This is a genomic window from Prevotella melaninogenica (assembly GCF_003609775.1).
Taxonomy (GTDB): Bacteria; Bacteroidota; Bacteroidia; order Bacteroidales; family Bacteroidaceae; genus Prevotella; species Prevotella melaninogenica_A.
The window spans coordinates 1,127,652-1,140,025 of sequence record NZ_AP018049.1; the positions used below are offsets into that span (position 1 = coordinate 1,127,652).

Genomic DNA, 12,374 nt, shown 5'->3' on the forward strand with positions numbered 1-12,374 from the left:
CAAGGTTGCTGCAAGAGTACAACTCGTAACGGCAACCAAACTTTTTAAAAAGACTTATGAAAAAAACTTTAGTTGTAGCATTGCTCGCTTTGGTTGCGATAGGTGCTAATGCCGCAGACAAGAAAGAGGGTGCAGCCTCTAACAAGCCTGTTTTTACAGTAGTAAAGCAGAACCCAATTACAAGTATCAAGGACCAGAACCGTTCAGGTACATGCTGGGACTACTCTACCCTTAGCTACTTTGAGGCTGAGATTTTGAAGAAGACTGGTAAGACATACGACCTCTGTGAGAGTTTCGTTGCTAATAAGACATATATGGAGCGTGCTATTCAGGTTGTTCGTTTCCATGGTGACTGCCAGTTTGCTCAAGGTGGTTCGGCATACGACGTGTTGCACACACTTGAGACCCATGGCATCTGTCCAGAGAGCGCAATGCCTTTCCCAGGCTCTCTCTATGGTGATTCACTGAATAACTTTAATGAGTTCTTCTCATTGTTGGAGCCATACGTAAACGGAGTTGCACGTAATAAGGCAAGCAAGATTTCTGGTCAGTGGAAGCAGGGTTTGCAGGGTATTCTTGATGCTTACCTCGGCAAATGCCCTGAAACCTTCACATACGAAGGCAAGCAGTACACTCCAAAGAGCTTTGCAGCAAGCCTTGGTTTGAACTGGAGCGATTATGTAACAATTACTTCTTACACACATCATCCATTCTATACACAGTTTGCTGTTGAGGTGCAGGACAACTGGCGTTTCCCATTGTCTTATAACCTTCCAATGGACGAGATGATGCGTATCATCGATAACGCTGTTATGAACGGCTATACAGTAGCATGGGGTGGCGACGTTAGTGAGCCTGGTTTCACTCGTAAGGGTTTGGCTTACATGGTTGACGGTAAGAAGGTTGAAAGCATGAAGGGTAGTGATATGGCTCACTGGCTCGGTCTTTCTGCATCAAAGAAGAAGGACATCATCGACTCACTTGGTGTAAACGTACCTGAGATTGTTCCAACACAGCAGCAGCGTCAGGAGCGTTTCGATAACTGGGAGCTCACTGATGACCATGGTATGCTCATCTTCGGTATCGCTAAGGACCAGAACGGTAAGGAGTACTACATGGTAAAGAACTCATGGGGTGAGACTGGTGACTACAAGGGTATTTGGTACATGACCAAGAGCTTCATCGCAGCTAACACGATGGACTACATGGTAAACAAGAATGCTATCCCTAAGGACATTCGCAAGAAGATGGGGCTCTAAAAAAGGCAAGATGTTGAGTTGAGAATGAAGAAATTCTTTTCTTGCTTTCCCTTTTCAACAACCCACACTGAATTATAAACAATCCCGCTTCAATGATTTGGAGCGGGATTGTTGTTTTATTACCAATTGGGCTAATTAGCCTAATGGGCTAATATCATAAAAAAACAGAACCAAATAATACTCCACATAACATTCTCATTTGCCATTTTTTTTGTACCTTTACGGACAGAAATAAAAACAATTTAAAATGCAATTTAAATGGAACTACACTCCACCTGTAGATACTCAGGTCAATGCGGCTAAAGACTTAGGAGAGAAATTGGGGATTAGTCCCATTCTCGCTTCGCTGCTCATTCGTCGTGGTATAACCACGGAGAGTGCGGCTAAACGGTTCTTCCGCCCACAATTGGCAGACCTCATCAATCCTTTCTTAATGAAGGATATGGATGCAGCTGTCGACCGTCTTAATGATGCAATGGGCCATAAGGAGCGCATTCTTGTCTACGGAGACTATGACGTAGACGGCTGTACGGCTGTAGCGTTGGTGTATAAATTCTTACGCCAGTTCTATTCAAATATTGACTACTATATTCCCGATCGTTATGACGAAGGGTATGGAGTTAGCAAAAAGGGAATAGACTTTGCTAAAGAAACTGGAGTAAAACTCATCATTATCCTTGATTGTGGTATAAAAGCTATCGAAGAGATAACCTATGCCAAGGAACAAGGGATAGACTTTATCATCTGTGATCATCACGTCCCTGACGAGGTGATGCCACCTGCTGTGGCGATTCTTAACCCCAAGCGACCAGATGACACCTATCCTTTCAAGCACCTATGTGGTTGTGGTGTAGGCTTTAAGTTCATGCAGGCATTTGCTAAGAACAACAATATTCCGTTCTCTCGCCTCGTTCCCCTACTCGACTTCTGTGCTGTCAGCATAGCGGCCGACTTGGTTCCTGTGGTTGATGAGAACCGTATTCTTGCATTCCACGGACTAAAGCAGCTGAATCAAAACGCAAGTCTTGGACTGAAAGCTATCATTGACATCTGCGGTTTGAATGGTCGTGAACTGTCAATGAGCGATATCATCTTCAAGATTGGACCACGTATCAATGCCAGTGGGCGCATGGAGAATGGCAAGAAGAGTGTTGACTTACTTGTTGAAAGAGAATATAGTTTGGCACTTAACCAAGCAAAACATATTGACGAATACAACGAACAACGAAAGGATGTAGATCGTCAGATGACAGAGGAAGCCAACCAGATTGTGGCTCGCTTGGAAAGCCAAAAGCACCAATCCAGTATCGTCCTCTATGATGAACACTGGAAGAAAGGTGTCATAGGAATCGTTGCTTCTCGCCTGACTGAAATCTACTTCCGTCCAACGGTAGTATTGACACGTGACGAAAACCTTGCAACAGGCTCAGCACGTAGTGTAGCGGGATTCGATGTATATGCAGCTATTAAGAGTTGTCGTGATCTCTTATTGAATTTCGGTGGACACACTTATGCCGCTGGACTTACCATGAAGTGGGCAGATGTGAAGGAGTTCCGTGAACGTTTTCAGACATTTGTGGAAGAGCATATTGAGCCAGAACAGCGTGAGGCAATATTAGATATCGATGCAGTTATTGACTTCAAGGATATCACCAAGAAACTGCATACCGACTTAAAGCGCTTTGCACCGTTTGGTCCAGGAAATTCAAAGCCTCTCTTCTGCACATTAGACGTCTATGACTTCGGAACAAGTAAGGTTGTAGGACGTGAGCAAGAGCATATCAAGCTGGAACTGGTTGACTCCAACTCTAACAACGTGATGAATGGTATAGCCTTCGGACAGAGTGCATCTGCTCGTTATATCAAATCAAAACGCTCGTTTGACATAGCTTATACTATTGAAGACAATGTCTTTAAACGTGGAGCTGTACAGTTGCAGATAGAGGATATTAGACCAACTGAGGATTCTTGATTATTGATTGAATTTTATAAGTAGCACTCGAACTAATAGGCATCTTCCCCCCCCCTAAAGTTCAAAATTCAAACCTCAAAGTTCAAAGTCTAATGTCCTACCTTGACATTCTTCATCAATACTGGGGCTATCCTGACTTTCGCGGTATTCAGAAAGAAATTATCGAGAGTATCGGTTCAGGAAAGGATACCTTAGGACTAATGCCAACAGGAGGAGGAAAGTCTCTCACTTTCCAAGTACCAGCATTAGCCCAAGAGGGAGTATGCTTAGTCATTACCCCTCTTATTGCGTTGATGAAGGATCAGGTTGACCACCTTCGTCGTCAAGGAATCACGGCTGCTGCTATATACTCAGGTATGCGCCATGATGACATTATAACCACCTTAGAGAACTGCACCTTTGGAGGAATAAAGCTACTTTATATATCTCCAGAACGTATAGGCTCTGATATCTTTAAAGCAAAATTACGACATATAAAAGTAAGCTTCATCACCGTTGATGAAGCCCATTGTATCAGCCAATGGGGTTATGACTTTCGCCCTTCTTACCTGCAGATTGCAAACATTCGAAAGTTAGTTCCCGACGCACCTATCCTCGCTTTAACTGCAACAGCTACACCAGAGGTTGTAGATGATATCCAAGACCGTTTAGGCTTTAAAGAGAAGAATGTCTTCCGAATGAGCTTTGAACGTAAGAACTTAGCTTATGTCGTACGCCAGACTGAGGACAAAGACGCAGAGATGGTGCATATCCTACAATCAATTCCCAAGACAGCTATCGTCTACTGCCGTAGTAGAAAACGCACGAAGGAGATTGCACAGATGCTTACAGAGCAGGGGATCTCAGCCACTTGGTACCATGCAGGCTTAGAGCCAGGCGTCAAAGATCAACGCCAGAATGACTGGCAGAACGACAAGATACGTGTCATGGTTGCTACAAATGCCTTTGGTATGGGTATTGACAAACCTAACGTACGTGTGGTTATTCACATTGATAGTCCGAGTTCTTTGGAAGCTTATTTCCAAGAAGCAGGACGTGCGGGACGTGACGGCAATAAGGCATACGCAGTATTACTTTATAACGGGAACGACAATCGTACTCTACAGAAACGTATTGAAGATACCTTCCCTCCAAAAGACTATATTCAGACAGTGTATGAACACTTAGCCTACTTCTACCAAATAGGTATCGGAAGTGGCTACGGATGTATCTTTGAGTTTCCTATTGACAAGTTCTGCAACACCTTCAAACATTTCCCTATTCGTGTTAATGCAGCACTGACGATTCTTCAACGCGCTGGTTATATTGACTATGAACAGAACCCAGACACTAAGGCACGTGTACGATTCCTATTGAATAGGGATGACCTCTACCGACTGGACTCATTGACAGACAAAGAGAATGACATCGTCACTGCCCTACTCCGCAACTATGGCGGTTTATTCTCTGACAGCGGATATATTGATGAGAGCTATATTGCACAAGAAGCTGGACTCGATAGGAACCAAACCTATATGGTATTGGTCAACCTAAGCAAGAAACGTATCATCAACTTTATCCCACGCAAAAATACACCGCTTATTAGTTACACGCAAGACCGCATTGATGGTATTGACGTTATCCTTAATAAGAGTGTGTATGAAGATAGAAAGGAGCAATTCATAAAGCATATCAATTCTGTTATTAATTATGCACAGAATGAACGAGTATGTCGTAGCAGACAGCTACTCTCCTACTTTGGAGAAACAAAATCAAAGGACTGTGACCAATGCGATGTTTGCTTATCACATACCAAGAAGGAGGATGCAGATGAGAAGGAGCTTATAAGACAACAGCTATTGACCCTCTTATCAGATGGGCAAAAACATCCTATTACAGAGATTCGACAGTTGAATGATGACTGGGACCTTGTACAACAAGTAATGCGAGAAATGGTTTTGGAAGAGGAAATACTTATGGATGGAAGTTTCTTACTTCTACCCTAAACTGATTAGATTCTTTAGCAATACTAAGTGAGGAGGTCTACCCCAAATCCTCTTCAAGTTATTAGAGTCTAAACTGATTTGGATTAAACCACACTTCTAACAAGTTTATTTTCAATTACGTTTACTGTCATTTTAACATATAAGGCAAACCCATTGTGAACTAATCACTTATATATTCACAATGGGTGATAAGAGTGACAGCAAATATTATATTATAGAATTTGGGTTAAACAAACTGTACTCTGCAACGACACACTTCTGTTTCTTCCCCTTCTGCATTACGCTTCGTTATTCTTACATTAAAATCGGTCTCCATTTCTCTCTGCTCCCGATAGAAGTGAAGTTTATCTCCCTGATGAGATTCTGCCACGTATGCTATCTCAAAACGCTTGATACTGTGTTGCTTATACCAAGACAAATCCCAAAGATCTAACACATGCTCTATATACTTGACAGAGTTAATATGTCCATTGATATCTACATCATTATAATAGGTATCTATTGAACGAATAGGAGCGGCATCAGCTGACATCTTAACACGTGAAGACTTCTCTATCGGGCAAGGATATTCAGTTTCTATATACTCGTTAATCAAACCGTCACGAACGGAAAGAATATCAACAGGCTGACGTGTGTCAAGGTCAATCATTGCCCAAACACTCTTGCCATAGCCATAAATATGGCCAGACTCACCGACAACCTTAAAGTTACGGCTTGTAAATGATTTCAAAGCACTATCAACCCAAGTCTCTACAAAGAACTTATCATACGCCTTTGGCATTTCCTCCATCTCAATAGCCAAGCGACTCAACACCCACGTCTTGTTGACAGTATTGAGATAGTTCATACCATAACCACGATCGTTGCTATGAAAATCTGCAGCATTCAGCAGGTGATTGCCTAAATGACCCATAAACAATTGATTAGAGAAGTCGCAATGAAACGGCTCCGCTAAAAACTCATATCTTCCTATCTTTGATAACTTTTCCATATACCCCTTTTTCACTATCAAGTTGTTTCAAGCGATTATACCACTTGTTACATTTTATATAACGGAGAATCAACAAGATTATTCTATCATTAGCAGGGAAAACTAAACTACTACTGCTGTACTTATTAATAATTTCTTTATGAAAAACTCCACATATAAACAAACAAAAGGGGATGCACCTTAAAGATGCATCCCCAATATTTATTGTTCGAAGGATAAACCTTCTTAACCTATTCGGTTAGATTACTTTACGTAAACAACAGCGAGACGGTTAGAAGTTGTACCCTGTACGCCCTTACCAGTAGCCTCATCAACGATAACACCACGACCCTTGAGGTAGTTAGCAACTACGTCAGCACGAGCCTGTGAGAGACGATCGTTAAGCTCCTTAGAACCCTCTGGAGAAGCTGTACCAACAACCTGAACGTGAACACCCTGCTTAACGTTGTTAAGAGCCTTCTTAGCATCGTTTGTAAGAGTAGACTTACCCTGTGCGAAGGTTACGAATACGAGGTCAGAAACTGTGAACTCCTTAACCTTAACTGTAGGAACCTCCTTAACAATCTCCTTAACAGTCTCCTTAGTTACAACCTGTGGCTTACGGTTACGGAGCTCGTTGATCTGAGCGTTCAGAGCATCGATCTCAGCCTGATCACGTGGAGTAACGATTGTGAAGTTGTGTGTACCGTTAGAGTTAGCAAACTTGTAAACGAGACCAGCATTCAACTGAACGAATGAGTTGTTGATGTTGTAAGCTGGCTGACCTGCCTGACCAGTTGCCTTGTAACCATAGTCTGCATGAACCTCTGTGAAAACAGGGCCTGCTGGACTTGCTGATACGTTGTGTGAGTTAGTCTGGCCCAAGAATGCGAAGTTGATAGAAGGCTCTACGTAGAACTGGAACTGCTTTGCTGAACCGAAGTTGAAAGCGAAGTCAAGAGCAGCCTTAGAAGTCATACGGTTACGATTCTCAGATGTAGCAGCCTTGAAGAGCTGGTTGTTAGAGAATACGTGCATCCAACCAAGACCATAGAGTGCGCTAACCTCGAATGTACGTGGCTCACCCTTGTAACCACCGAACCAGTTGCTAAGATTTACAGTACCGAGCAAGCTTGCGTTAGTAGCGCGAACTACTGTACCTGTAGAACCCCAAGGCTTGTTTGAGAAGTATGCGTTACCCTCAATAGCAAGACCGAATACTGGAGTGAAGTAACGACCGATACGGATACCAGCGTTTGGATCGAGGTCGCTCAACCACTTGTGACCAGTTGTCTTTGTTGCAACACCACCGTTAATACCAACGTAGATGTTATCAAATGTCTTGCTTTCTGCTACAGTCTGAGCAGAAACAGATGCTGCCATAGAAGCTGCAGCCAACATTAAAACTAACTTTTTCATTGTTTCTCTGAATTAATTAATATTTTGTAAAATGTATAATGTCAATGTTTTGAACTCGGTGCAAAGTAATAAAAAAATAATGAAACAACCAAATTTTTTTGGGGAAAAATCTGCACGCCCCCCTATATAATGAGCAAAAACAACCACAAAGGAGGAAATAAAGAACAATGTTTATATTTTTTTCGTCTTTATAATACAAAAATAAATAAGGAAATAAAGCAAAACTGCGCCTTGTAGGGGCATTTCTGCTTAAATATTTATAGAGTTATTATTGTCCTATAAAACTTAAATTACATCTTCTCTCTCATTAAGAAACAGCTTTTAACCCAAATCTGTCATTAGAGCCTAAACATATTTTGTTTTATTATCGAGCAGATTGGCTATCGTTTGGGCGCAGGCGTAGCGGGCTACGTCAAGTTACAAAGACAGACAAGATGTCGATAAGAAAATAAAATATGTTAGGAAACAATTCATATCATCGTAAGAATGTACATATTGTGGTCTAATGACTGATTTGGCTTTAAAAGAAAAACACTCTATAGTCTTTTGTAAGTGTAAGTAAACATATCATATAAGTTGGCTTATTTGTTACAAACCTTACACCGATTTTCAATAAATACAAATAAGACTTCCCTCTGTTTTATATTGCAAGCTAATTAATGCTCAACACCATTAGTGTTGACCTACAACACAACATGTGCGGAGCAATAGCACAATACGTGCGGAGCTATAATACATAGAATAAACATCGTCAAAGAGAGTCTTTATACTTCATTATATTATAGCAAGCTACTTATAATTAACTTATATGGGAAATATTTACTGGATAGAACCCATATAGAATAACATGCCATCACCTATAAGCAAAGAAAAAAAGGGACCCGTAGCATCACTGCTTAGGTCCCTTTAACAAATTAGAGAGTTATAAAAAATCAGGTTCACTTTCATCATTACCATAGAAGTTTCTACAGCAATGAGAGATTGATTATTGCTGAGCAATAATCTTCATACCCTCCTCCACTGCTTCCATATTCAGCGGAATGAGTTTATGATGGCGTTCTGGCAAACTCTTGAAAAGTGCCTTCTTGAGTCCATCAGTGCTGACAACAGGACAAACCTTGAGCAGACCACCCAGAACTATCATATTAAACACCTTAGCATTCTTCATCTCAGCAGCCTTATCCATAGCATTTATGCGATAGACTGTGATGTCCTTACGAGTTGGAGGATTGAAGACTCCATAACCATCATAAATAAGCATACCACCAGGTTTAACCTTTGGCTCAAACTTATCCAGTGAAGGCTGGTTCAACACAATCGCTACATCATACTTGCTGAGAATAGGAGAAGAGATACGATCATCGCTTACAATGACAGTAACATTGGCAGTACCACCACGCTGCTCTGGACCATAAGCTGGCATCCATGTTATCTCCTTATCTTCCATTAGTCCCGAATAAGCCAGAATCTTACCCATAGAGAGTACGCCCTGACCACCGAAGCCACTAATAATTATCTCTTTTTTCATATTACACCTTATTTATATGGGAGAAGAATTAAAGACCTGTAGTGTCTTTCAAATCTCCCTTTTCATATTCAGGGAACATATTCTCACGCATCCACTCGTTAGCCTTTACAGGAGTAAGCTTCCAACCACTATTACAGGTTGCAACAATCTCAATTAACGAGCTTCCCTTTCCTTGCATACTTGCTTCAAACGCCTTGCGTATTGCACGCTTTGCTTTATTGATTGAAGCAACGGTGTCAACACTCTGACGAGTTACATAGCAGGTTCCTTTCAGACGACTTGCCAAATCCGTAATGTTCAGATTATAGCCATGCAATTCTGGCTCACGACCGTATGGACAAGTTGCAGTCTTCTGACCCATAAGTGTTGTAGGCGACATCTGACCACCAGTCATACCATAAATGGCATTATTAATAAAGATAATTGTGAAGTTCTCACCACGGTTCAAAGCATGGAGTGTCTCTGCTGTACCAATACAAGCAAGGTCACCATCACCCTGATAAGTGAATACCAAACGATCTTCCCAAAGGCGCTTAATACCCGTTGCAACCGCTGGAGCACGACCATGAGGAGCCTCCTGCCAGTCGATATCAAGATAGCGATAAGCAAATACGGCACAGCCTACAGGGCATACACCAATCGTCTTATTACTCATTCCCATGTCTTCGATTACCTCTGCAACTAACTTATGTACCACACCATGTGAACAACCTGGACAATAGTGCATTGTCGTATCGTTCATCAAAGTAGGCTTCTTATACACCAGATTCTCAGGTGAAATGATATCATTTGTCATAATATACGTCCTCCCTTCTTACTTTACTAACTTTTCCTTGAGTGCATTGACAATCTCTTCAGGGTCAGGAACGATACCACCTAAGCGGCCAAAGTGCTCTACTGGTAATGCTCCGTTAATAGCCAAACGTACATCCTGTACCATCTGACCAGCATTGATTTCACTTACCAACACACCCTTCTTATCCTTGCAAAGCTCTGCAAGTTGCTTGCTTGGGAAAGGCCACAAAGTGATTGGACGGAACAAACCGACCTTCAATCCTTCCTCACGAGCTAACTCAACAGCTTTCTCGCCGATACGTGCAGCACTACCGAAACTAACGATAACATAGTCGGCATCCTCGCACTGCTGTGTCTCAAAGCGTACTTCGTTCTCACGAATCTGACGATACTTCTCCTGTAAGTGGAGGTTTCTCACTTCCATTATCTCTGGCTTCAATTCCAAAGAAGTAATGATATTAGGATTGCGATCAGCTGTACGACCCATTGAAGCCCAAGGACACTCCTTACGGATTTCCTCCTCTGTGCGACGTGGTTTCTGTGGAGGAAGTACAACCTTCTCCATCATCTGACCAATCACACCATCAGAAAGAATCATTGCAGGGTTACGATACTTGAATGCTAACTCGAAAGCCAAGTCAACAAAGTCAGCCATCTCCTGTACTGAGTTTGGCGCCAATACAATCACATTGTAATCGCCATTACCACCTCCACGCGTTGCTTGGAAGTAGTCACTCTGACTCGGCTGGATAGTTCCAAGACCAGGACCACCACGCTGAACGTTAACAAAGACGCCTGGGAGTTCTGCACCAGCCATATAACTGATACCTTCCTGCATCAAAGCTACACCAGGTGATGAAGAACTTGTCAGCACACGCTTACCAGCACCAGCACCACCATAAATCATATTAATTGAAGCCACCTCGCTCTCAGCCTGAAGTACAACCATACCTGTTGTCTCCCAAGGCTTTAAGGCTGAAAGTGTCTCAATTATCTCACTCTGAGGAGTGATAGGGTAACCAAAATAGCCATCAGCACCGCAGCGAATAGTTGCATGGGCGATAGCCTCGTTGCCCTTCATTAATTTTACATCTTGTTCTGCCATAATTATACCTCCACCTTTTTACGATAGACTGTGATACAGCCATCAGGACAAACCGTAGCACATGCGGCGCAACCGATGCAATCATCTGGTCGTGCAGACTCTATATACGGATAGCCGTGGACATTTACCTTTTTTTGAGCCAATGCAATAACATCTTTCGGACACGCAACGATACACAACTGGCATCCTTTGCATCGATCTGTGTTTACTACAATGGCACCTTTCATCTTGCTCATAGTTTTTGTATTTTAAGGATTATACGCATCCTTGTTATAGAAGTTAAGAATATTCTCCACCATTTCTTTTGCGATTACTGCTGGAGAATTAGGGTCCAACTCGATTGCCTCCATATAGTTAGCTAAGGCTTCTTGCCAGTCGCCTCTCTGTCGGCATTCATTACCTCGTTGGAAATATTCTTCTGCTGTCATCTACTTATAGTATTCTTTCTTGCCTGCAGCAAGTGTATTTTTCATTAGTGAACAGATGGTCATAGGACCAACACCACCCGGAACAGGAGTAATGAAAGAGCAGAGAGGAGCAACCTCATCAAATTTCACGTCACCACACAATCTGAAACCGCCCTTGCGTGTTTCGTCTTCAACACGTGTTGTACCGACGTCGATAACCACTGCTCCAGGCTTCACCATATCAGCTGTTACAAATTCAGGTCTGCCAATAGCTGCGATGATGATATCTGCCTCCTGACACTCTTTCTTCAAATCCTTTGAGCGAGAGTGACATACTGTTACTGTAGAGTCACCATACTGTTTTTGCATCATCAACTGTGCCATAGGCTTACCAACAATATTGCTTCGGCCTAAGATGACACACTTCTTACCAGAAGTCTCAATATGATAATGCTGCAACAAGGTAAGAATACCCAATGGTGTAGCAGAGATAAAGCAAGGTAGACCAATTGCCATACGACCCACATTGATAGGATGGAAACCATCCACATCCTTGCGATAGTCAACAGCCATTATGATCTTCTGCTCGTCAATATGCTTTGGCAAAGGGAGCTGAACAATGAAGCCATCAACGTCCTCATCCTTGTTCAGCTTATCCACACAAGCCAAAAGCTCTTCTTCTGTCACATCAGCCTCAAAACGAATGAGCGTAGACTTGAACCCACACTGTTCGCAGGCAATTACCTTATTCTTTACATAGGTTTCACTTCCCCCATCATGTCCCACCAAAACGGCAGCCAGATGGGGTTGTTTGCCCCCTTCGGCGACAATAGCCTTCACTTCTTTGGCAATCTCCTGCTTTATCACAGTTGCAGTTGCCTTTCCGTCTATTAACTGATATTCCATAGTAATGATATTATTTGATAAATATGTG

At 42.3% G+C, this 12,374-nt stretch carries 11 protein-coding genes; 3 read left to right on the forward strand and 8 right to left on the reverse strand.

Going from position 1 to position 12,374, the window contains the following annotated elements; genetic code table 11:
- The first annotated feature begins 56 nt into the window (after nucleotides 1-56).
- The 3 genes from PMEL_RS04630 (at nucleotide 57) to PMEL_RS04640 (ending at nucleotide 5,216) form a co-directional block, all read left to right on the forward strand.
- Nucleotides 57-1,259: an aminopeptidase C gene (locus PMEL_RS04630; RefSeq protein ID WP_120174183.1), complete on the forward strand. Its 1,203-nt coding sequence runs from the start codon at nucleotides 57-59 to the stop codon at nucleotides 1,257-1,259.
- A 247-nt stretch (nucleotides 1,260-1,506) separates the two neighbouring features.
- Nucleotides 1,507-3,231 carry a single-stranded-DNA-specific exonuclease RecJ gene (recJ, locus tag PMEL_RS04635; RefSeq protein ID WP_120174184.1) on the forward strand — a complete coding sequence of 575 codons (1,725 nt, stop codon included), beginning with the start codon at nucleotides 1,507-1,509 and terminating at the stop codon, nucleotides 3,229-3,231.
- A 92-nt stretch (nucleotides 3,232-3,323) separates the two neighbouring features.
- A complete protein-coding gene (locus PMEL_RS04640; protein ID WP_120174185.1) occupies nucleotides 3,324-5,216 on the forward strand; it encodes an ATP-dependent DNA helicase RecQ in 1,893 nt (630 codons plus the stop codon).
- A 226-nt stretch (nucleotides 5,217-5,442) separates the two neighbouring features.
- On the opposite strand, the gene PMEL_RS04645 is transcribed toward PMEL_RS04640, so the two are convergent.
- From PMEL_RS04645 to folD, 8 genes are all read right to left on the reverse strand, one after another.
- Entirely contained in the window at nucleotides 5,443-6,207 is a 765-nt protein-coding gene (locus PMEL_RS04645) for an acyl-[acyl-carrier-protein] thioesterase (RefSeq protein ID WP_120174186.1), read from the reverse strand.
- 243 nt (nucleotides 6,208-6,450) lie between these two features.
- Nucleotides 6,451-7,605, reverse strand: coding sequence for an OmpA family protein (locus PMEL_RS04650; RefSeq protein ID WP_120174187.1), 1,155 nt, complete (start codon nucleotides 7,603-7,605; stop codon nucleotides 6,451-6,453).
- A gap of 985 nt (nucleotides 7,606-8,590) precedes the next feature.
- Nucleotides 8,591-9,133 (reverse strand): 2-oxoacid:acceptor oxidoreductase family protein, encoded by a 543-nt coding sequence (locus tag PMEL_RS04655; protein WP_120174188.1) that lies wholly within the window; start codon nucleotides 9,131-9,133, stop codon nucleotides 8,591-8,593.
- Nucleotides 9,134-9,161: 28 nt separating this feature from the next.
- Entirely contained in the window at nucleotides 9,162-9,929 is a 768-nt protein-coding gene (locus tag PMEL_RS04660; protein WP_120174189.1) for a thiamine pyrophosphate-dependent enzyme, read from the reverse strand.
- An 18-nt stretch (nucleotides 9,930-9,947) separates the two neighbouring features.
- Complete coding sequence (locus PMEL_RS04665) at nucleotides 9,948-11,033, reverse strand: 3-methyl-2-oxobutanoate dehydrogenase subunit VorB (RefSeq protein WP_120174190.1); 1,086 nt, start codon at nucleotides 11,031-11,033, stop codon at nucleotides 9,948-9,950.
- Nucleotides 11,034-11,035: 2 nt separating this feature from the next.
- Nucleotides 11,036-11,269, reverse strand: coding sequence for a ferredoxin family protein (locus PMEL_RS04670; RefSeq protein WP_025838159.1), 234 nt, complete (start codon nucleotides 11,267-11,269; stop codon nucleotides 11,036-11,038).
- A gap of 12 nt (nucleotides 11,270-11,281) precedes the next feature.
- Nucleotides 11,282-11,461 carry a tetratricopeptide repeat protein gene (locus PMEL_RS04675; protein ID WP_004360124.1) on the reverse strand — a complete coding sequence of 60 codons (180 nt, stop codon included), beginning with the start codon at nucleotides 11,459-11,461 and terminating at the stop codon, nucleotides 11,282-11,284.
- Entirely contained in the window at nucleotides 11,462-12,346 is an 885-nt protein-coding gene (folD, locus tag PMEL_RS04680; protein ID WP_120174191.1) for a bifunctional methylenetetrahydrofolate dehydrogenase/methenyltetrahydrofolate cyclohydrolase FolD, read from the reverse strand. It lies immediately after the preceding gene.
- Between the last annotated feature and the right edge of the window lie 28 nt (nucleotides 12,347-12,374).

Excerpts from the sequence above, each read along its gene's own strand:
- PMEL_RS04630 (WP_120174183.1), top strand. The coding sequence starts at position 57 with ATGAAAAAAACTTTAGTTGTAGCATTGCTCGCTTTGGTTGCGATAGGT.
- recJ (WP_120174184.1), top strand. The coding sequence starts at position 1,507 with ATGCAATTTAAATGGAACTACACTCCACCTGTAGATACTCAGGTCAAT.
- PMEL_RS04640 (WP_120174185.1), top strand. The coding sequence starts at position 3,324 with ATGTCCTACCTTGACATTCTTCATCAATACTGGGGCTATCCTGACTTT.
- PMEL_RS04645 (WP_120174186.1), bottom strand. The coding sequence starts at position 6,207 with ATGGAAAAGTTATCAAAGATAGGAAGATATGAGTTTTTAGCGGAGCCG.
- PMEL_RS04650 (WP_120174187.1), bottom strand. The coding sequence starts at position 7,605 with ATGAAAAAGTTAGTTTTAATGTTGGCTGCAGCTTCTATGGCAGCATCT.
- PMEL_RS04655 (WP_120174188.1), bottom strand. The coding sequence starts at position 9,133 with ATGAAAAAAGAGATAATTATTAGTGGCTTCGGTGGTCAGGGCGTACTC.
- PMEL_RS04660 (WP_120174189.1), bottom strand. The coding sequence starts at position 9,929 with ATGACAAATGATATCATTTCACCTGAGAATCTGGTGTATAAGAAGCCT.
- PMEL_RS04665 (WP_120174190.1), bottom strand. The coding sequence starts at position 11,033 with ATGGCAGAACAAGATGTAAAATTAATGAAGGGCAACGAGGCTATCGCC.
- PMEL_RS04670 (WP_025838159.1), bottom strand. The coding sequence starts at position 11,269 with ATGAGCAAGATGAAAGGTGCCATTGTAGTAAACACAGATCGATGCAAA.
- PMEL_RS04675 (WP_004360124.1), bottom strand. The coding sequence starts at position 11,461 with ATGACAGCAGAAGAATATTTCCAACGAGGTAATGAATGCCGACAGAGA.
- folD (WP_120174191.1), bottom strand. The coding sequence starts at position 12,346 with ATGGAATATCAGTTAATAGACGGAAAGGCAACTGCAACTGTGATAAAG.